Annotated in this window: 23 protein-coding genes; 7 read left to right on the top strand and 16 right to left on the bottom strand. The window is 66.5% G+C overall.

Annotated elements, in window-relative coordinates:
- Window positions 1-116: 116 nt before the first annotated feature.
- From ACFXKN_RS27245 to ACFXKN_RS27235, 3 genes are all read right to left on the bottom strand, one after another.
- Complete coding sequence (locus ACFXKN_RS27245) at window positions 117-335, bottom strand: hypothetical protein (protein ID WP_379434077.1); 219 nt, start codon at window positions 333-335, stop codon at window positions 117-119.
- Entirely contained in the window at window positions 332-901 is a 570-nt protein-coding gene (locus ACFXKN_RS27240) for a DNA-directed RNA polymerase subunit beta (protein ID WP_379434076.1), read from the bottom strand. The genes ACFXKN_RS27245 and ACFXKN_RS27240 overlap by 4 nt, the downstream gene beginning before the upstream one ends.
- An 80-nt stretch (window positions 902-981) precedes the next feature.
- The gene (locus ACFXKN_RS27235) at window positions 982-1,176 is read right to left on the bottom strand and encodes a hypothetical protein (protein ID WP_379434075.1); all 195 of its coding nucleotides are present in this window, start codon (window positions 1,174-1,176) and stop codon (window positions 982-984) included.
- Window positions 1,177-1,607: 431 nt separating this feature from the next.
- On the opposite strand from ACFXKN_RS27235, the gene ACFXKN_RS27230 reads away from it, so the two are divergent.
- Window positions 1,608-2,708: an XRE family transcriptional regulator gene (locus ACFXKN_RS27230; RefSeq protein ID WP_379434074.1), complete on the top strand. Its 1,101-nt coding sequence runs from the start codon at window positions 1,608-1,610 to the stop codon at window positions 2,706-2,708.
- A complete protein-coding gene (locus ACFXKN_RS27225) occupies window positions 2,705-3,595 on the top strand; it encodes a phosphotransferase family protein (protein ID WP_379434073.1) in 891 nt (296 codons plus the stop codon). The genes ACFXKN_RS27230 and ACFXKN_RS27225 overlap by 4 nt, the downstream gene beginning before the upstream one ends.
- 99 nt (window positions 3,596-3,694) lie before the next feature.
- Here the strand turns inward: ACFXKN_RS27225 and ACFXKN_RS27220 are convergent, their stop codons facing one another.
- The 4 genes from ACFXKN_RS27220 to ACFXKN_RS27205 all read right to left on the bottom strand — a co-directional run bounded on the left by ACFXKN_RS27220 (window position 3,695) and on the right by ACFXKN_RS27205 (window position 6,648).
- Entirely contained in the window at window positions 3,695-3,904 is a 210-nt protein-coding gene (locus tag ACFXKN_RS27220) for a histone-like nucleoid-structuring protein Lsr2 (RefSeq protein ID WP_379434072.1), read from the bottom strand.
- Window positions 3,825-4,619 (bottom strand): hypothetical protein, encoded by a 795-nt coding sequence (locus tag ACFXKN_RS27215; protein ID WP_379434071.1) that lies wholly within the window; start codon window positions 4,617-4,619, stop codon window positions 3,825-3,827. Before ACFXKN_RS27215 ends, ACFXKN_RS27220 begins: the two co-directional genes overlap by 80 nt.
- Window positions 4,620-4,924: 305 nt before the next feature.
- On the bottom strand, window positions 4,925-6,436 hold the full coding sequence (locus ACFXKN_RS27210; RefSeq protein ID WP_379434070.1) for a hypothetical protein: 1,512 nt from the start codon (window positions 6,434-6,436) through the stop codon (window positions 4,925-4,927).
- Window positions 6,433-6,648, bottom strand: coding sequence for a hypothetical protein (locus ACFXKN_RS27205; protein ID WP_379434069.1), 216 nt, complete (start codon window positions 6,646-6,648; stop codon window positions 6,433-6,435). Before ACFXKN_RS27205 ends, ACFXKN_RS27210 begins: the two co-directional genes overlap by 4 nt.
- A gap of 150 nt (window positions 6,649-6,798) precedes the next feature.
- Here ACFXKN_RS27205 and ACFXKN_RS27200 point away from each other — a divergent pair, with 150 nt between their 5' ends.
- The 4 genes from ACFXKN_RS27200 (at window position 6,799) to ACFXKN_RS27185 (ending at window position 9,732) form a co-directional block, all read left to right on the top strand.
- Entirely contained in the window at window positions 6,799-7,470 is a 672-nt protein-coding gene (locus ACFXKN_RS27200) for a TetR/AcrR family transcriptional regulator (RefSeq protein ID WP_379434068.1), read from the top strand.
- A gap of 146 nt (window positions 7,471-7,616) precedes the next feature.
- The gene (locus ACFXKN_RS27195; RefSeq protein ID WP_378964417.1) at window positions 7,617-8,243 is read left to right on the top strand and encodes a hypothetical protein; all 627 of its coding nucleotides are present in this window, start codon (window positions 7,617-7,619) and stop codon (window positions 8,241-8,243) included.
- Between the two features lie 135 nt (window positions 8,244-8,378).
- Window positions 8,379-9,119, top strand: coding sequence for a glucose 1-dehydrogenase (locus ACFXKN_RS27190; protein ID WP_379434067.1), 741 nt, complete (start codon window positions 8,379-8,381; stop codon window positions 9,117-9,119).
- Between the two features lie 79 nt (window positions 9,120-9,198).
- Entirely contained in the window at window positions 9,199-9,732 is a 534-nt protein-coding gene (locus ACFXKN_RS27185) for a hypothetical protein (protein ID WP_378921048.1), read from the top strand.
- Between the two features lie 47 nt (window positions 9,733-9,779).
- On the opposite strand, the gene ACFXKN_RS27180 is transcribed toward ACFXKN_RS27185, so the two are convergent.
- The 8 genes from ACFXKN_RS27180 to sucB all read right to left on the bottom strand — a co-directional run bounded on the left by ACFXKN_RS27180 (window position 9,780) and on the right by sucB (window position 15,903).
- Complete coding sequence (locus ACFXKN_RS27180; RefSeq protein WP_378964405.1) at window positions 9,780-10,091, bottom strand: pyrimidine/purine nucleoside phosphorylase; 312 nt, start codon at window positions 10,089-10,091, stop codon at window positions 9,780-9,782.
- A 30-nt stretch (window positions 10,092-10,121) separates the two neighbouring features.
- Window positions 10,122-10,511 (bottom strand): DUF86 domain-containing protein, encoded by a 390-nt coding sequence (locus ACFXKN_RS27175; RefSeq protein ID WP_378964402.1) that lies wholly within the window; start codon window positions 10,509-10,511, stop codon window positions 10,122-10,124.
- A complete protein-coding gene (locus ACFXKN_RS27170) occupies window positions 10,498-10,797 on the bottom strand; it encodes a nucleotidyltransferase family protein (protein WP_378964398.1) in 300 nt (99 codons plus the stop codon). The genes ACFXKN_RS27175 and ACFXKN_RS27170 overlap by 14 nt, the downstream gene beginning before the upstream one ends.
- A gap of 64 nt (window positions 10,798-10,861) precedes the next feature.
- Window positions 10,862-11,884 (bottom strand): lipoyl synthase, encoded by a 1,023-nt coding sequence (gene lipA, locus ACFXKN_RS27165; protein WP_378964395.1) that lies wholly within the window; start codon window positions 11,882-11,884, stop codon window positions 10,862-10,864.
- Window positions 11,881-12,630: a lipoyl(octanoyl) transferase LipB gene (lipB, locus tag ACFXKN_RS27160; RefSeq protein WP_378964388.1), complete on the bottom strand. Its 750-nt coding sequence runs from the start codon at window positions 12,628-12,630 to the stop codon at window positions 11,881-11,883. The genes lipA and lipB overlap by 4 nt, the downstream gene beginning before the upstream one ends.
- A gap of 125 nt (window positions 12,631-12,755) precedes the next feature.
- On the bottom strand, window positions 12,756-13,259 hold the full coding sequence (locus ACFXKN_RS27155; protein ID WP_378964380.1) for a GNAT family N-acetyltransferase: 504 nt from the start codon (window positions 13,257-13,259) through the stop codon (window positions 12,756-12,758).
- A gap of 4 nt (window positions 13,260-13,263) precedes the next feature.
- Window positions 13,264-14,157 carry a TIGR01777 family oxidoreductase gene (locus ACFXKN_RS27150; RefSeq protein WP_378964371.1) on the bottom strand — a complete coding sequence of 298 codons (894 nt, stop codon included), beginning with the start codon at window positions 14,155-14,157 and terminating at the stop codon, window positions 13,264-13,266.
- 12 nt (window positions 14,158-14,169) lie between these two features.
- Window positions 14,170-15,903, bottom strand: coding sequence for a 2-oxoglutarate dehydrogenase, E2 component, dihydrolipoamide succinyltransferase (gene sucB, locus ACFXKN_RS27145; protein WP_378964364.1), 1,734 nt, complete (start codon window positions 15,901-15,903; stop codon window positions 14,170-14,172).
- A gap of 233 nt (window positions 15,904-16,136) precedes the next feature.
- On the opposite strand from sucB, the gene ACFXKN_RS27140 reads away from it, so the two are divergent.
- On the top strand, window positions 16,137-16,487 hold the full coding sequence (locus tag ACFXKN_RS27140) for an oxidoreductase (protein ID WP_378964357.1): 351 nt from the start codon (window positions 16,137-16,139) through the stop codon (window positions 16,485-16,487).
- Here the strand turns inward: ACFXKN_RS27140 and ACFXKN_RS27135 are convergent, their stop codons facing one another.
- Window positions 16,488-17,960, bottom strand: coding sequence for a leucyl aminopeptidase (locus ACFXKN_RS27135; RefSeq protein ID WP_378964353.1), 1,473 nt, complete (start codon window positions 17,958-17,960; stop codon window positions 16,488-16,490).
- Window positions 17,961-18,061: the final 101 nt, after the last annotated feature.

The following is an 18,061-nucleotide window of genomic DNA, read 5'->3' as shown; positions in this document are numbered from 1 at the left end:
ATCGCCGGGAAAACGATTCCGGGGCCGCCCCCGACGGGCGTAGGGTGAGGTGGAGGCCTCACCGGGCACATCGGAGGGCATTCGGTTGGTCGGAACTGCGCGATGTTTCGCGCGGGTCAGGGCAGTAGGTAGAGGCGCTCGGTGGGCAGGCGCGGCAGCCCGGTGCAATGGCCGGTGCGGACGGCGACGCTGCCGGGGCGGCGGGCGGTGGCTTCGCAGACGAACACCAGCGCGGCGGTCAGGCACGCGGCGAAATGCACTCGCACACCGGCTAATTGGACTGTGAGACGAACGTCGGGTTCGCCGGGGCAGGGGGACTGTCGACTGTCGCTCATCGTCGTGGTTGTCCCGCGAGGTATTGCCGTGCGCACTCGAGCACGACGGATCCTGACGGTCGAAACGCGCTGATTGCCGGGGATATCCACGTGCGGATCATCAATGGGTCCGGCGCTGGGGACGGCAACGCGATGTCGCCATCCCGGATCACGACCACTCGTGCCGCCCACAACTGTGCCACTTCGGCGGGGTCACCGATCGGCACGATGTCGCCCCGGACGAGGAAGGTCCACATGGTGGCCCGAGGGTGTCCGATGATCGGCATCGGTGCGACACCGCGAATGTCGAGCGTGGTTTTCACCTGGTGGGCGAGCTCGGTGGGCATCATGACCGCGCCGACCAACCCTGCTCGCATCGTGATCCGTCCGGTCATCGGGTCGACCACGGTCGGCAGTGAACACACCCGCCGATAGAACTCGCACCGGGCGCGAGGGGTTTCGGAAAAGGACGAGCTGGGCTGGGTCAATCGGTTCTCCCCGAGCGAGCTGGTGGTTATCACGGACTGCTGGGCGTCGTCGGATTTGGGCGTGGTGGGAGCGGTGGTGACCCACCCGGCAGCAGTCATGGCCTCGAGTGTTTCGGCCAGCTCGTGGCGTGATCGGTCGGACCGGTATCCCTGATCGTCAGAACGGTTGCTGCCGTGGGTCATCGGGCCGCGCTCCACTGCCCACGCCGGTTCGCCCACGCGAGGTTCTTGCTCTGTAGCGAGTCGGTTGCCCGGCGTACCTCGTGCACTCGCCGGCCGGTGCTGCGTGCCAGGGTCTCGATGGTGAGCAGACCGCCCGGCGCCAGGACGTCGAGCACCAGTCGCTCGACGTCGGTCAGTTTGGCTGTACTCATAGTTCCCCTGGTCGGTCAGCGGCGATGTCCCCTGTTCTGACACAGAGCAACGCCGCGTTCGCGGTTGTGCGTGGAACCCCGAATTCGGGGTGTGACACGACCAAGCGTCCACTGATGAAAGCCGCAGGGGGAGGGCAATTTGCGGGGCATATCGGGCCACCATCCGTATTGCGGGCAGCCGACTACAATTGACACCGCCCAGCAGTCCGCGTGGAGGTGGCGTGTCACCCAATATCCAGCTGCAGCAACGTCGAGAAGGGACGCCATCGCGGGTTGTCCCGAATACAACGATGAGTCGCGGCGAACTCGCCGATGCAATAAATGAACGTGTCTGGCAGACGACCGGCGTACGACGTGACCTGGATGCCCACGCAATCGCCAGGTACGAACGCGGGATTGTGCGCTGGCCGAATGCTGACTACCGCCGCGCCATGAACCACATCCTTGGCGCCTCCGATGCCGAACTCGGCTTCGTTCGGGCTCGTCGCCGCCAGACCAGCGACAAGCAACCGGACCGCGCACTGGCGGTGAACCTGTTCAGTCCATTCGGTCCGTCGATCGAGTCGAGCGGGCTTGGACCCAACTCCGACTCCACCGGGCCCGTCCCCGGACATGTCGGCAGACACGAGATCGACGCCATCCGCGCCGCGACAAGAACCGCCGCCTCTACCGAAAACCTCCACGGTGGATGCTCTTCGGCGGTGGTTGCCGCAAACCACACGCTCACGCGCTTCGCGCCGATGGCACACAGTACGGTCAGCGCGGATCTGCGCCGCTCGTTGCTGGAGGCAATCGGCAACCTCAGCAGCGTTGTGGGCTACACCGCCTTCGACGCTGGCGTGTTCCTCGACGCCGACCGACACTTCCAGTTCGCGCTGTGGTGCGCGGACTCGGCAGGATCGTGGGATCTTCGCGCGAGCTCGCTGGCCGATATGGCGCGACGATCGGCGTTCGTCGGGGACGCCGACAGCGCACTCTCCCTCATCGAACTTGCCCAGGTCCGTTCCGATCGCCTGGCATTCACCGTGAGAGCGATGCTGAGCGCCATGCGGGCCCAATACCTGGCCGCTTTGGGTCGTACTGACGAGGTCGTTGCCGAAGTCGAGCGTGCGGACGGACTATTCGCAGTTCGTACACCGGACGCCGACCCGCCCTGGATGTGCTTCTACGACAAGGCCGAACACCTCGGAAGTACAGGAAAGGCACTCGCGTTGGCCGCCGCGGCACGAAACTCGATCGACGGTGCCGCGCCACGATTGCGGTACGCCATCGACATGCACGGCTCCGAGTACCCCCGATCGAGAGCGTTCTCCCAGATTCGACTGGCAGCGTTGACTATGCAGCTCGGCGACCCTCGTGAAGCGGCGGCGCTCGGGATGGAAGCGGTGAAACACAGCCGCGCGCTGAGATCGGCGCGTATCGCGTCCGAGCTTCGCGGGCTGGCAGCAGTCGCAAGCACACATCGCCGTATCACCGAGGTCGGTGAGCTCCGCGCACTGATCCTTGCGACGACCTCGAAAGAGCCATCATGAGCAGCCCGGAGCCCACGGACGCGAACTCGCGGGACATCCTCGAAAAGGCCGCGGCTATTAGCGGCATCGAACTCAGGAACCCACAGCTCATCCGGGCGGGGTCGAACACGATCTACCGCGTAGGCGACATCATTGGCCGGATCGGCAAGGACGGAACCACGGACGCAGCCGTACGGGAGTTGCGAATCTCGCAGTGGCTAAACGACTCTGGGATTCCAGCGGTTCGCGTGGCCGACGTCACCAAACCCATTGCTGTAGTGGATGGTCGTCCGATCACGTGGTGGCAACGGATCCCGGCCCACCATGCGGCGACACCTGCTGAACTAGCGAGCACGCTTCGCCAGCTTCACGCTCTCGCGCCTCCTACAACGTTTGTGCTCCCAGAACACGAACCATTCGCCGGGCTTCGTCGAGCCATCACATCAACGGGCCGCTTGGACGCAGAAGACCGGGTGTGGCTTCTCGGCCACCATGACAGATTGTGCAACCAGTATCTCGAGCTGGGACGTCCGCGTCGGAAAACAGTCATTCACGGCGATGCATGGCAAGGCAACGTGGTCGTTCCGTTCGGCGGAAGTCCGATAATCGTTGACCTGGACCGAGTCTCGCTGGGTAGGCCGGAGTGGGACCTCATACAAGTTGCTGCTGACCGCACCGATTTCGACCGTCTGTCGGAGTCCGACTACCTGGCGTTCGTCGACGCCTATGGCGATGACGTCAGCATGGACTTCGCGTTCCGCCTGCTTGCGGACATCCAGGAACTCCGATGGACCGTTTTCGCGCTGTCGCAGTCCACCGTCAGCGCGAGCGCAGCGGGGGAGGTGCGCCACCGGGTTGCGTGCCTACAGGGCGAAATCGTCCGACCATGGCGATGGAACGCACTCTGATACCCAAGGATTGGCGGCAGTGAAGCCCCAATCTGCGGTGAAGGCGATCTCAGAAATGGTCTCGGCGGAAAGGGCGACACTAGCTCGCCCAGTCGTTGGTTATGCGGACGCTGCGTCGTACGCGGCGATGACTTCGGAGGAGATCCTGCCCCGACTGGAAACGTTGTGGCCGTTTTCGCCCGCCCACAGCCGCGTGTTCGGTGAGGCGGGTCGTGTTGAGCAGGGTGTGTTAGAGCTGGGTCGGTGGGTCGCGGTAGCCGATGCAGAATCGCAGCTCAGGGGTGTCGAGGTGTGTACGAACCCTGGCACCGAGATGGATCCGGACGGAGTACAGGTTCCCGGTGTCGGGCTCGCGGAGCTGGAGGGGTTCGTCGGTCGGGTAGCCGTAGGCAACCTCGAGCCTGGTGTTCCACAACTCGGTGAAAGTGTGTGAACCGCAGAGCTTCTGAAACAGCGCCTGTGCTTGTGGGTTTTGGTGGTGGATGCCGAACGCGGCGCGCAGGGACGCGACCATGTAGGCAGCGGCGGTATCCCATTGCACGACAAGGGGTTCAGCGGTGTGTGTGGTGGTGCCGGGGTGGAAGAACCACAAGGCGGCGTTGTCGTCGTAGCGATCGATACCGGGCAGTTCGGAGCGAGATCGTTGGTTGGCGTCGACCAACGACCACAAGGGGTCGATGTACGCGCCGACGAGTCCGCGCTCGTCGAGCCCGCTCAGTGTTGAGAGACGCTCGCGAGCGCTGTGATGGGTGCGCAGCTCCTCGACCGGGGTCAGCGAGACAGAGGGCCGGGCCAGGTCGCGGGTGTGGCGGGCTTGGGCCGTGTCCAGTCCGTAGGTGGTGATCATCTGCTCGAGCACCGGCAGGGTGCACGGCGCGGTGCCGTACTCGATCTTCCGCAACTGCTCGTAGCCGATGTTGAGCAGGCCGGCCGCCTCTGGCCGGGAGAGTTCGCGGGGACGTGGTCTGCGCGCTTCTGCCCGCAGTGACGGGACGGTGCCCGTATCTCTGTCCGGAAGAGCCAACTCACCGTGACGATCACCGCTCAGACCGGGTCGTCTTGCCGAGAACCCGCGTCTGCGTAGGTCCGGGCTGCCGGGCCCTGGCGAGCATGTCCCCTATCCGACTCCTTTTCCAACGCCGACAACCCCGATTGCGCGACCGCGATGACCAGGCTTTGCGCAATCCCGATGCAGTGAGGCTTTCAGGGTAAGGCCGTAGGCATCCGGCCCTGCTTCGCTGCGGAACACGCTGTACCGCAATGCATGTCCCGCACGAGCGTCCTTCACGACTTCCACAGTCTCGAGGACGCTGATAGGTCCCCGGACGATCAGCTGGCAGTCAGATTGTCCGCGAGTTCTGGTTGACCGCATCGAGTTGCATGCGCGGCGAGCAGGTTGCGGAGTTGTTCGGGGATTTCTGTGCGGATGTCGGACAAGCCTTGCCAGATGGCGGGATCTCGCGTGGTGATAGAGCCGACAAGGGTGTCCAGGTTGTCGGATTCGTTGATGAGGGTGAGGGAGCGGGATCGAGCGGAGAAGTCCTGGCGGAGAAGGATTTGTATCAGGGTTGTGGTGCAATCGGCAGTGGGGGCGGCTTGGAGGGCTTCTCGGAAGTTGTTGTCGGTGAGGGTGTTTATGGTGGTGGCGAGGGTGTCGTGGGTGTTGCTGGGGAGGTCGTTCAGCAGGGGGAGGGCTTCGGGCCAGAGGTTGTGGGTGGCGGTGGCTTCGATGGCGGCGGTGAGGTAGGCGGGGCGGTGCATTACCGGGAGGGAGGCCAGGCGTTTGCGGTCGGGGGTGGAGAGGGCGAGGGCTACCGGGAGGAGGGTGGGCCAGTGACTTTCGGTGTGGGCTTGTTCTATGAGGGTTGTTAGGGAGTCGTCGGGTTCGGTGGCTACTCGGGCGGCGACGGTGTGGAGTTGGGTGGGGGAGAGGTGGGTGGCTAGGGGGAGTAGGGAGAGCCAGAGGTTTTGGGTTAGGGCTAGGTCGGCGATTTTGGTGAGGAGGGTGGGGTTTTGCATGGCTGGGCGTTGGGCCAGGCGTTGTAGGGGTTCCGGGTCCATGCCTGCTGCTACGGGGAGGAGGGTGTCCCAGGCGTCGAGTTCTTCTACTGCGGTGAGGAGGCCGTCGATTACTTCGTCTTCTTGGGCGGCTACGACGTTGGCCAGGCGGGAGCGTTCGGTGGGGCCGAGGAGGGCGAGCAGGGTGATCGCTTTGGGCCATTCGCCTGCGTCGTGGGTTGCTCGGATGACACCGGGGACGCGGTCGGTGACGACGGTGAGGAGGCGGTCGGCTGCTGAGGTTTCCTCGAGGTAGTAGCCGACTTCGAGGATATCGAGGTCGGAGGCGTGGGGGAGGGCCGCGCGCAGGACGGAGTCGGGGACTGATCCTGCGAGGTTGCCCATCGTCAGATAGTCGCCGCGGGTGATCAATTCGCTGGCGACGGCCGCGGCCATCGGGCCGGGGACCTGGGCGATCAGTTCGACGGCTCGGCGTGGGTCGAGGGTGAGGGTGGCGTCGGCGAGGAAGGTGGGGGAGAGCGCGCTGGCGATCGCTACGGCGCGTGCGGGGTCGACCGAGCCGGCGATCGCGGCGGCCAGGACCGGGCCGAAGGCGGCTTCGGTGATCTTGGCTGCGATGGGGGCGGGGACGAGCTTGGCGGCGGCGCCGACGCGCTGCATGCGGCGGGCCTCGCGGCGGGCGGTGAGATCGGTGATCTGGTCGCGGAATTCGCGCAGGGCAGCAGGCGGGAGGGTGGCGAGGAACTCCAGGTCGGAGGGGGTGCGGTCGAGGACGCGGGCCAGTTTGGCCAGCTCGACGGTGGTGTGGTGGGCTGTGGTCATAGTCCGAGCACCTTCTTCACGGCGGGGCGGGCCAGGCGGGGGATCAGGCGCATGCCGGAGTCGAGGGCGCCGTCGAGGGCGGCCTTGCGGTGGTCGAGGGCGGCGCGGACGTAGTCGTCGAGGAGTGCCAGCTCGTCGGGGGTGAGGGTGGCGAAGTCGGGTGGCGGTGGGACGCCGAGTGTTGCGGTGAGTTCGCGCAGGGCATCCGACACGGACCGTCTCCTTCGATGCGATGTCCGGTAGTTCGTACTGCCGGTACGAACATCGATACTGCCGGTACGGTGTGTCTGATGTAAAGACCCCCGCACCGGGAATACGTGAATACTTCGAGCGTACTGCTGGTACGTGTATCGTTGCCGACCGTGACCCGCGCCAGTCGACGACCTCCGCCGGTGACTCGGGATGTCATCGTCGAGGCCGCGATCAGGGTGCTCGACCGGGATGGGCCGCATCCGAGCATGGATGCTTTCGCTGTCGAGGCTGGTATCACCAAGCCGCGTCTGTATCGGCAGTTCAGCGACAAAGGCGATCTCTACGCGGCCATCGGTGCTCGGTTCGCCGACTCGGCGTTCGCTGCGACGGGGACCGACCCGACCATGCTGTTGCAGCCACCCCGCGCCGCGATCGATCGCGCGCTCGCCGACTACACGGTCGGAATTCTGGCTCACCCCAACGTTTTCCGGTTTCTGACGCAGACGAGCGCGAACCGTGAGGGGGCGACCGGACAATACGACCTCGCCAGTGCGGTGGCGGGTCGTTTCGCGAGGAGGGCTCGCGCGGTGGCGGAGGCGATTCCGCTGGATGCCGACGGAATCGAGTATCTGGCGCGGGCGATCGTCGGGGTGATGATCGTGCTGACCGATCTGTGGCTCGACGACGTCGAGCCGGACGCCGGTCAATTCGTCAGCAGGGTGCACGTATTGGTGTGGGGGATGATCGATGCGTATCTGCGCGGGCGCGGGGTCGCGGCGGATCCTGAGGTGCCGATCTTCGTCACGCTGGCCGCGCTGAACCCGGACGCGGACGATGTCTGAGGCCGACACGCGGGTGTGGGATTGCGCGAACGTTCTCGGTGATAGATGCTGGTCCAACTGTTGGTGTGTATCTGGACGTGACTTTTCCGCGACCATTTCGTAATCTGACAGTGACCTGCTCTCGACAATGACTGGTGATTGACAACGTGACTGCTTCGCATCGCAAACCGTCGGCTCCCAAGAGCCGGCTGCCGCTGGCCGTATGCAGTCTCGCGGCGACCATCCCCGGCATGTTGATGATGGTGATGCGGCCGGGTGCGGAGGTCGAGACGGTGGCTTCGGTCGAACCGCTGTCGACTTCGGCCATCGAGCCCGACCCGATCGCCGCGGCGCCGAAGCACGATGAGCCGCAGCCGGGGCCGATTGTCAGGGCGGATGACGAGCTGGCGGCGTTGTCGGCGCTGAAGGTAAAGGTGTTGTGCGGGACGGAGTTCAACGGAACTCTGCCGCACGTGGCTCAGGTCGGAAACCTGCTGCAGAAGATGTTCGGGGTATCGGATATCGGTGGTGCGCACGGTCGCTATGACGGTGATCATGGCGCGGGGCAAGCGCTCGATGTGATGACGGGCAACCTCGCTCTGGGCAATACGATCGCCGATTTCGTGCTGGCCAACAAGGCGCGCTTCGGAGTCACGTATGTGATCTGGCAGCAGCAATACAACGACGGCAACGGCTGGTCCTACATGGAGGATCGCGGCAGCCCGACGCAGAACCACTACGACCACGTGCACATCTCGTTCGAGTCGTCGGGCGCGGCCAATATCGCCTGCTGATTCCAGCTCGCGGCCGGTGCTCCCGTGAGTGCATCGCCGAGCTGAATTAGAACGTGTTCTAGCTATACTGCCCCTTCGAAGGGACCGTCCTCATACGGTGTGAGGAGTTTCGGTTCTACGAAGGAGTGTGCGGATATGGGACGTTTGGCCGGCAAAGTTGCGGTGATCAGTGGTGGGGCTCGGGGGATGGGGGCGGCGCACGCTCGGCGGTTTGTCGCCGAGGGGGCGTCGGTGGTGATCGGGGATGTGCTCGATGACGAAGGCGCCGCGGTGGCAAAGGAACTCGGTGATGCGGTGGCGTACCGGCATCTCGATGTTCGCGAGCCGGAGCAGTGGACGGCGATCGTGGCGGCCGCGGTCGAGGAGTTCGGTGGCCTGCATGTGCTGGTGAACAACGCGGGGATCGTCAATGGGAATCTGCTGGCGGATTTCGCGTTGGACGAGTGGCAGCGGATCCTCGATATCAATCTGACCGGCACGTTTCTCGGTATGCGGGCGGCGATTCCGGCGATGAAGGATGCCGGCGGCGGGTCGATCGTGAATATCTCCTCGGTGGAGGGGATGCGGGGTAGCCCTGGTCTGCACGGGTACACGGCGACGAAGTTCGCGGTGCGTGGGCTCACCAAGTCGGCGGCGCTCGAGCTCGCGCCGCACGGGATTCGGGTGAACTCGGTGCATCCGGGGATGATTTCCACGCCGATGACGGAAGGGATTCCTGCGGACTTCTTGCAGATTCCGCTGGCTCGGGCGGCCGAACCGGATGAGGTGTCGACGCTGGTGGCGTACCTGGCCTCCGACGAGTCCTCGTACTCGACCGGCGCGGAGTTCGTGGTGGACGGTGGGCTCACCGTCGGTGTACCGCACAAAAGCTTCTGACCTGGCGCGCAGAGCGTGATGGGCGATCAGCTCACCCGAACGTGTTATCTCGGCGCGCGAAAGCGGGGAAGATGGAGGGATGGCCCCCAACAGTGCGAAATATCTGATCAGCAACGGCACCGACGACCGGGTGTCGCTTTTCGATGACGGGCGCGTGAAGGTTTGGTCGACCACCCATCTGTGGACCGAAGAAGGTCGCGAGCGGCACAACGCCCTCGGCGAGACCGTGCTGCTCGGAATCGGGCGCACGCTCGGGACCGCCGGGCCCGTGGACCGGCGTCAGCAGTGCGACGCTGAGTTCGAGCTCGACCCGGAAAAGGGTCACACGGTCGCCGCGACCGTTGGTGCGGATAACGGGACGTTCGTGCAGTTCTTCCATGACGGCCAGATCGCGGTCGGCAACGACGGGCGCGATGTGGCGACGGTGTTCAACGCGGGCCGGGAGACGATCTCGGCTCGTGGCACGACCGGTGTCGGCGGGTCGGTGATGGTCACCTTCGGTGGCAGCTACCGGCCGAGGACCAAGCGCGAGAGCGACTTTCAGGCGGAATTGAGCGAGGCCACCGCACCGCGGCCCAACCGGTTGTACAAGGACGAGTTCCTCGTGAAGTAGATCCGGCGAACCGGGGCGACCGAGCTGGTCGCCCCGGCTCCGGTTCGTCAGCCGTAGTAGCAGACGTAGTGCATGGTGTCGACGACCTCGATGTCGAACGAGCTGTCGCCGGGGATCTTGAACGACTCGCCCGCACGGTAGGTGATGGCTTCGGTCGTACCGGCCAACGTCACGTTGGCCTCACCCGCGACCAGCTCCATGATCTCCGGAGCGTTGGTGGTAAAGGTGAGCGACGACGGCTGGATCACGCCGACCGACACCGAGGCGCCATCGGGCATCTCGAGGCTGTAGCTGACGCACTTGCCGTCGAAGTAGACATTGGCCTTCTTGCTGACGGAGACGTTCTCGAACTTCGACATGGGTCCTTCCACGAATTAGTTAGGGGAGGCTCAGTCTAGCGATGAGGGCTTCTGGGCAAGCACGCGCTCGGCCTCGTCCGGGTCGCGTTGTGCCAGGATCGCCAGGATGCGGTCGGCCAGATCCGGCACGCTCTTCGTGGCGGCGTTGAACACGATGATCAAGTCGGCGTCGAAGTACTGATGAATCAGCATGTTTCGCATGCCCCGCACCAGCTTCCATGGAATCTCCGGCTGTGCGTCACGGGTTGCTGGAGCGAGCGACGACGCGGCTTCGCCGATGATCGCAAGCTGGCGGATCACGCCATCCTGGCGGAGATCGTCCTTCTGGAAATCCGCGAAGGTGAGGTTTTCGAGGTAGGAGGCGATTCGGTAGTAGGCGGTGACGATGTCGGCGAGGTACAGGTCTTCACGCCGCGACATGCAGGTCCTTCGCTTCCGCCAGTACGGCATCGCGAATGAACCAGTGCAGGTACTTCTTCGGAACAACATCGACCTTGCGGCCTAGGAGTTCCTCTAGTTCTTCCTGGAACCCGAAGAACTCCAGCCCGATCTGGGTGTCCGGCTTCAGGAGGTAGAGCAGGTCGACGTCGCTGTCCGGCCCATCCGACCCGCGGGCCACAGACCCGAAGACCGACAGTTCGGCAACGTCGTACTTCTCGCACAGCGCGCGTATTTGTGGCATCAGCGCGTCGAAATCGATCGCCATCTCGTCTCCTCGAAGGACACCTTGCCAGTGGTGCTCCCAGTTTAACTGGGAGCACCAGCGCTTTTCAGCTGCCGTAGCGGGCCAGGACCGAGCTGGCTTCCTGGGAGGCGGTGCCTTCCTGGGCGAGGTGGGACATGGCTTCGGGGATCTCGCGGCCGTGGTGGGTCATGGCCTGGGCGTAGAGGCGGCCTGCTCGGTAGGAGGAGCGGACCAGGGGGCCTGCCATGACGCCGGCGAAGCCGAGTTCTTCGGCGACCTTGGAGTGTTCGACGAATTCTTCCGGCTTCACCCAGCGGTCGACGGGGTGGTGGCGCGGAGAAGGCCGCAGGTACTGGGTGATGGTGAGGATGTCGCAGCCCGCTTCGTGGAGGTCGCGCATCGCCTCGGTGACCTCTTCGGGGGTTTCGCCCATGCCGAGGATGAGGTTGGACTTGGTGACCAGGCCCGCTGCGCGGGCGGCGGTGATCACGGCGAGGGAGCGTTCGTAGCGGAAGGCGGGGCGGATGCGCTTGAAGATGCGCGGGACCGTTTCCAGGTTGTGCGCGAGGACCTCGGGGCGCGACGAGAAGACCTCGGCCAGCTGGTCGGGGTCGGCGTTGAAGTCGGGGATGAGCAGTTCGACGCCGGTGGCGGGGTTGCTGGCCTTGATGGCGCGCACGGTCTCGGCGTAGAGCCAGGCGCCGCCGTCGTCGAGGTCGTCGCGGGCGACACCGGTGATCGTGGAGTAGCGCAGGCCCATCGACTGGACGCTCTCGGCGACGCGGCGGGGCTCGTCGCGGTCGAGGGCGGCGGGCTTGCCGGTGTCGATCTGGCAGAAGTCGCAGCGGCGGGTGCACTGTTCACCGCCGATGAGGAAGGTGGCCTCGCGGTCTTCCCAGCATTCGAAGATGTTGGGGCAGCCGGCTTCTTCGCAGACGGTGTGCAGGCCTTCGGATTTCACCAGGCTCTTGAGCTCGGTGTATTCGGGGCCCATGGTGGCGCGGGTGCGAATCCACTTGGGTTTGCGCTCGATCGGGGTCTCCGCGTTGCGCGCTTCGATGCGCAGCAGCTTGCGTCCGGCGGGGGCAGAGGCGTCTACGGAACTCACCGGACCGACTCTACGCTCGGGGCCTGCGCGTTCGCCGGTGCGGTGGTGCGATCAATGTCATGGGGCTGAACGGGAATTTCACCGTCCAGGGCGGCAACAATCGCGGCGGCGACGAGCGGCTCGAGTTCGGCGACGGTGATTTCGCGGCCGAGTTCGCGGGTCAGGGTGGTGACGCCGGCGTCCTTGATGCCGCAGGGCACGATCGCCTGGAAGCCGTCGGGGGCGGAATTGCAGTTCAGGGAGATGCCGTGCAGGGCGACGCCGCGCTGCACCCGCACCCCGATCGCGGCGATCTTGCGTTCGGCGAACAGCTCGGTGGCGGGCAGCCACACCCCGGAACGGCCTTCGATGCGGCCGCAGGTGATGCCGAACCCGGTGACGACCTGGATCAGTGCTTCCTCCAGGCGCCGGACGTAGTGGACGACGTCGACGGGCTCGGCGAGGCGGATGATCGGGTAGCCGACCAGCTGGCCGGGACCGTGCCAGGTGATCTTGCCACCGCGGTCGACCTGCACCACCGGACTGCCGTCGATCGGCAGATCCTCGGCCTCGGTGCGGCGGCCCGCGGTGTAGACCGACGGGTGCTCGAGCAGGAGCAGTCGATCGGTGCCTTCGCCTGCGGCGCGCTGATCGGCGATCTGCCGTTGCAGCTCCCAGGCGGCGTGGTATTCGATGAGTCCGAGATTCTCGACCACGATCGGGGTCGTATCGAATCGCGCGGACGCGGTGGGGCGCGTGTCGTTCACAGCTTTGACGTTACGCCCCGGGGTGCCGGCCGGTCAGCCCGGCCACTGGGCCGCCTGGACACCTCGTTCAAGGAGAGCGCAGCCGATCCGCGCGCCGCGAAGCTGCTCCAGCGATCGGGCCGGGTTCACGGTTCGATGGGGAAATTTCGCTGCATGAGGGTCAGGTCCATCCAGCGGCCGAATTTGTAGCCGACCTCGGGCAGTTCGCCGACGGTGGTGAAGCCGAAGCGTTCGTGCAGCACTATCGAGGCGCTGTTGCTGGATTCGATGGCCGCGATCATGGCGTGGACCCGGCCGGAATCTATTGCGCGAGTGATCAATTCGGTAAGCAAGGTGGTGGCCACACCACGGCGCTGGAACCGGCTGTCGACATAGACGGAGTTCTCCACGGAGAAGCGGTAGCCGGATTTGGGACGCCACTGGCCGTAGGAGGCGTAACCGGCGATCTCGCCGTCGATCTCGGCGACGAGGATCGGCATGGCGGCGGCGGTGCGGGTGGCGAACCAGGTGAGGCGGTCGTCCAAGTCGACTTCGTCGGTGTCCCAGATCGCGGTCGAGGAGGCGATGTTGGTGTTGTGGATGGCCAGCACGGCAGGGAGGTCGGCCTTGTCGGCGTCGCGGATCAGCATCGGTTCACCCTCGGCCGACTGCGGCGGCGAGCGCGGCGCCGATGGTCGGGTGCTGGTGGGTGTACCCGGCCTCCTCCAGCACCGAGGGGATGGCGCGTGGGCCGTGCAGGATCGAGTCGGCCACCTCGCCGACCAGGGCGTGCAGGGCGAAGCCGGGGACGATGAACGGGGTCGGCCGGTGTAGCGCGCGGCCGAGGGCGCGGTTGAATTCCGCGTTGGTGACGGGGGCGGGGCCCGTGGCGTTGATCGGGCCGGAGATCTCGGGGTGGGTGAGCGCGAAGACGATGGCGCCGACCTCGTCGTCGAGGGAGATCCACGGAAAGTACTGGCGGCCGCTACCGAGGCGTCCGCCGAGGCCGGCCCAGTACAGGGGGTGCAATTTGCTGAGCATGCCGCCGTTGCGGGCCAGCACCACGGCGCTGCGGATCAGCACGGTGCGCACGCCCGCTTCGGCTGCCGGTTCGGTCGCGGCTTCCCAGTCCCGGCACAGCGTGGCCAGGAAATCTGTTCCGGCGGGGGAGGTCTCGTCGATGATGGCGTCACCGGTGGCTACGCCGTAGTAATGCGCGCCGCTGGCATTGATCAGCGTGGGTACTCCGGCGGCGGCGACCGCGGTGGCCAGTACGTCGGTGGGGGTGATGCGGCTGTCCCGCAGCAACTGCTTGTAACTGCCCGTCCATCGACTGTCGCCGATGCCGGCGCCGCACAGGTTCACGGCCGCGTCGGCCCCGCGCAGCGCCCGCTCGTCGAGCTGGGCGCGCGCGGGATCCCACGCGAATTCGTCCGGTGCGGCGGGGGTGCGCCGCACCAGGCGGGAGACCTGGTGCCCGTCGCGGCGTAGTGCCGCGACGAGCGCCGTCCCGATCAGGCCGGACGAACCGGCGATGACCACCTTCATCGAATTCCTCGACTACAGGCCGAGATCGGCCTCGAACGCCGAATCTTCGAGGCGGTGCTTGATGGTGGAGACGAACCGGCCCGCGTCGGCACCGTCGATGAGACGGTGATCGTAGGTGAGCGGCAGGTACACCATCGAGCGCACGCCGATGGACTCGCCACCGGCCTCGTCGGTCACCACCACGGGGCGCTTCACGATCGCGCCGGTGCCGAGCATGCCCGCCTGCGGCGGGAGCAGGATCGGGGTGTCGAAGAGCGCGCCCTCGCTACCGATATTGGTGATGGTGAAGGTGCCACCGGACAGCTCGTCGGGCTTGAGTCCACCGGTGCGCGCGCGGTTGGCGATGTCGGCGATCGCGCGGGCCAGACCAGCGAGGGACAGGTCGCTGGCGTTGTGGATGACCGGCGAGAGCAGACCCTGCTCGGTGTCGACCGCGATACCCAGGTGCACCGACGCGTGGTAGGTGATCTCCTTGGTGTCCTCGTTGTAGGACGCGTTCACGTTCGGGTGCACACCGAGCGCCTCGACGACGGCCTTCGCGAAGAACGGCAGGTACGTCAGGTTGACGCCCTCCCGTGCCTTGAACGAGGCCTTCGCGAGCTGGCGCAGATGCGCGATCTTGGTGACGTCGGCCTCGTGGACCTGGGTCAGCTGCGCGGTGGCCTGCAGCGATTCGCGCGTCTTGGTCGCGGTGATCTGACGGATCCGGCTGGCCTTCTGCGTGGTGCCGACGAGGGCGGCCAGCTTCGGGGCGGCGGACTGCTTGGCCGCGGGCGCGGCAGCAGCGGCCGGAGCCGGTGCGGCGGCGGGCGCCTTCTTGGCCTCGGCGGCGGCGAGCACGTCCTGCTTGCGGATGCGGCCGCCGACACCGGAACCGGTGAGGCTCGACAGGTCGACGTTGTTCTCGTCGGCCAGCTTGCGGACCAGCGGAGTCACGTACGGGGTGCTGCCGTTGGCCGAAGCCGCGGCAGGAGCGGACGCGGCAGGCGCGGGCTTGGGAGCCGGTGCCGGAGCGGGCTTCGGCGCGGGTGCCGGAGCCGCGGCGGCAGGCGCGGGAGCCGGGGCGGGCGCAGGTGCCGGAGCGGGCTCGGGCGCAGGCGCGGGAGCCGGTGCCGGGGCGGCGGCCGCAGGCTGACCGCTACCGATCACGCCCAGCTGACCACCCACATCGACGACGTCGTCTTCCTGCGCCGTGATCTCGAGCAGCGTGCCCGCGACCGGCGAAGGGATCTCGGTGTCGACCTTGTCGGTGGACACCTCGAGTAGCGGCTCGTCGACAGCGACGGTGTCACCCACGGCCTTGAGCCAGCGGGTAACGGTGCCTTCGGTGACCGACTCGCCCAGTTCGGGCATCTTCACGGGCGTGCCCGAAGCAGCGGACGCGGCAGGCGCGGCAGCCGGGGCAGGTGCCTCGGCGGCAGGGGCCTGGGCGGCGGGCGCGGGCTCGGGGGCCGGCTCGGGGGCGGCAGGTGCGGCAGCAGGCGCGGGAGCGGTGGCGGGGGTTTCGCCGGCATCGCTGATCACACCGAGTTCACCGCCGACCTCGACGATGTCGTCTTCCTGGGCGACGATCTTGGAGAGCACGCCCGCGGTCGGCGAAGGGATCTCGGTGTCGACCTTGTCGGTGGAGACTTCGAGCAGCGGTTCGTCGACCTCGACCGTGTCCCCTTCCTGCTTCAGCCACCTGGTCACCGTGCCCTCGGTGACGCTCTCACCAAGGGCTGGCATCTGGACGGAGAAGGCCATGTCCTCTGACTCCTGTCGAGTGTGTACCCGGCGGACATCCGTCGCGGGTCGCGGCTTTCGTCCACCCCGCCGGTCTCGGCGGAGCACCCGGGAAACGTTGGTTCTTGTTCCGGCAACCATCCTTGCACTCGTCCGTCGCGGGTGTAGCGCAGGGCGGCGATCCGGGCGAAGCTGGCACCATGGAATGTACGGCGGTGAGCAGAATTCCGCCGGAATGTAGGAGGTCGAGCCTGATGGGTTTGCTGGATCGTTTCCGTGGTGGGCGCGGTGCGAGCAGGTCAGCCGGTCGCGAGAGCGCGTCGGAGGTGAGCGCCTTGGCGGACTGGGCGCGGACGCGTCGCGGGGTCGAGGCCTTCGTCGAACCCAAAACGACTGTGACTGATGTCACAGCAGTGCTGGTGGCTGCCGACGGTGAATGGACCCGTCGCATCGTCGGCGAGAAGGGCGCGCGCCGGTTGGCCGGTGCGTTGAAGATTCCGGTCTACGACGTCAACCGCACCGGCTATCCGCAACGCATGCGCGACTTCGATGCCCGCCGCCGCATCGAGCAGCGGCGGGCTCGCGAAGCCGAGCTGGGGGACTGACTACTCCGCGCCGATCTCCTCGATCACGGTGATGAGTGTGCGCACCGGGACGCCGGTGCCGCCCTTGCCGATATAGCCGAACGGGCCACCGGTGTTGTAGGCCGGACCTGCGACATCCAGGTGCGCCCACGGCAAGCCCTCCGGCACGAATTCCTTGAGGAACAGTGCGGCCGAGAGCATGCCGCCCCAGCGGTGCGGTGCGACATTCGCCAGGTCGGCGACCTTGGAGTTGATGTCGGCGCGCAGTTCCGCGGGAAGTGGCATCGCCCAGCCGTTCTCGCCGACCGAACGCGAGATCGCGGCGACGCGGTCGCGGAATTCCTCGGTGCCCATCACGCCGGGGGTGCGGGTGCCGAGCGCGACCATCTGCGCGCCGGTGAGGGTGGCTACGTCGATCAGGTAGTCGGGCTCGTCCTCGACCGCGCGCACGATGGCGTCGGCCAGGATGAGGCGACCCTCGGCGTCGGTGTTGATGACCTCGACGGTGGTGCCGCCGTACTGGGTGAGCACGTCGCCGGGGCGCTGCGCGGTAGCCGATGGCATGTTCTCGGCCATCGGGACGGTCGCGGTGACGGTGACCGGCAGGCCGAGGCGCCCGGCCAGCAGCACGGTCGCGATGACCGCCGCGGCGCCCGCCATGTCGGAGGTCATGTTCTCCATGTTGGCGGCCGGCTTGATCGAGATGCCGCCGGTGTCGAAGGTGATGCCCTTGCCGACGAGCGCGATCTTCTTCGGGCCGCCCGCGTAGGTGATCCGGATCAGTCGCGGCGGGCGCGAGGACCCCTGGCCGACGCCGATGATGCCGCCATAGCCCGCCGCGGCGAGGGCGTTCTCATCGAGCACCTCGACCTCGAGGCCCGCCGCTTCGGCGAGTACTCGGGCCCGGTCGGCGAACTCGGCGGGGTAGAGCGCGCTCGGCGGGGTGTTGACGAAATCGCGGGCGGTGGCGATGGCTTCGGCGACCAGCTGTGCGCGCAGCAGCTCGAGGGTGCCGAATTCCGGTTCGGGAACCAGCAATTCGACCCGGACCACCGGCCGCTCATCCGGCTTCGGCGCGCTCTTGGACTTGAAGGTGGGGAAGGTGTACGCGCCGAGGTAGAAACCTTCGGCCGCGGCACCGAGATCGATGCCGGACAGGGTGGTGGCGACGAGTTCGGTACCGCTGAGCGCGCGCCCGGCGACACCGGCGCTACGGCGCACCTGTTCGGCGTCGATCTTGTCGGCCGCGCCGAGTCCGACGGCGAGCACACTGGTGACCTCGGCCAGCGCCGCCGGCGCGGGCACCCGGGTCAGTTCCTCGGGTTTGCCCTTGGCGCCGACCGAGCCGAGAGCGTCCAGCAGTTCCGCGCGAACCTCGGCGGTGAGCACGTCGCCGAACAGGTCGGCGGGGACGATGGCCGGTCCGTTCTCCGAGGACGTCAACCCGATCACCAGCACGTCGGTGTCCGCGGCGATGGTTTCGGTGCGCGCCAATTCCGGTCCGAGTGAACGATCTGCAACAGCTTTGACATCCGCCTGGCCGCGAACGACCGGGCTTCCTCCCACGGCGTCGTGCGCCGCTCCGGTGGGTTCCT

It is taken from the genome of Nocardia sp. NPDC059195 (genome assembly GCF_042754695.1).
Taxonomy (GTDB): Bacteria; Actinomycetota; Actinomycetes; order Mycobacteriales; family Mycobacteriaceae; genus Nocardia.
The sequence above is the reverse complement of the archived record's forward strand: the minus strand, read 5'-3'. Positions and strand labels throughout refer to the sequence as shown.

Excerpts from the sequence above, each read along its gene's own strand:
- ACFXKN_RS27170 (WP_378964398.1), bottom strand. The coding sequence starts at position 10,797 with ATGGCGATCGATTTCGACGCGCTGATGCCACAAATACGCGCGCTGTGC.
- ACFXKN_RS27190 (WP_379434067.1), top strand. The coding sequence starts at position 8,379 with ATGGGACGTTTGGCCGGCAAAGTTGCGGTGATCAGTGGTGGGGCTCGG.
- ACFXKN_RS27225 (WP_379434073.1), top strand. The coding sequence starts at position 2,705 with ATGAGCAGCCCGGAGCCCACGGACGCGAACTCGCGGGACATCCTCGAA.
- ACFXKN_RS27235 (WP_379434075.1), bottom strand. The coding sequence starts at position 1,176 with ATGAGTACAGCCAAACTGACCGACGTCGAGCGACTGGTGCTCGACGTC.
- ACFXKN_RS27180 (WP_378964405.1), bottom strand. The coding sequence starts at position 10,091 with ATGTCGAAGTTCGAGAACGTCTCCGTCAGCAAGAAGGCCAATGTCTAC.
- ACFXKN_RS27150 (WP_378964371.1), bottom strand. The coding sequence starts at position 14,157 with ATGAAGGTGGTCATCGCCGGTTCGTCCGGCCTGATCGGGACGGCGCTC.
- ACFXKN_RS27230 (WP_379434074.1), top strand. The coding sequence starts at position 1,608 with ATGAACCACATCCTTGGCGCCTCCGATGCCGAACTCGGCTTCGTTCGG.
- ACFXKN_RS27245 (WP_379434077.1), bottom strand. The coding sequence starts at position 335 with ATGAGCGACAGTCGACAGTCCCCCTGCCCCGGCGAACCCGACGTTCGT.
- sucB (WP_378964364.1), bottom strand. The coding sequence starts at position 15,903 with ATGGCCTTCTCCGTCCAGATGCCAGCCCTTGGTGAGAGCGTCACCGAG.
- ACFXKN_RS27175 (WP_378964402.1), bottom strand. The coding sequence starts at position 10,511 with ATGTCGCGGCGTGAAGACCTGTACCTCGCCGACATCGTCACCGCCTAC.
- ACFXKN_RS27210 (WP_379434070.1), bottom strand. The coding sequence starts at position 6,436 with ATGACCACAGCCCACCACACCACCGTCGAGCTGGCCAAACTGGCCCGC.
- ACFXKN_RS27185 (WP_378921048.1), top strand. The coding sequence starts at position 9,199 with ATGGCCCCCAACAGTGCGAAATATCTGATCAGCAACGGCACCGACGAC.
- ACFXKN_RS27140 (WP_378964357.1), top strand. The coding sequence starts at position 16,137 with ATGGGTTTGCTGGATCGTTTCCGTGGTGGGCGCGGTGCGAGCAGGTCA.
- ACFXKN_RS27155 (WP_378964380.1), bottom strand. The coding sequence starts at position 13,259 with ATGCTGATCCGCGACGCCGACAAGGCCGACCTCCCTGCCGTGCTGGCC.
- ACFXKN_RS27240 (WP_379434076.1), bottom strand. The coding sequence starts at position 901 with ATGACTGCTGCCGGGTGGGTCACCACCGCTCCCACCACGCCCAAATCC.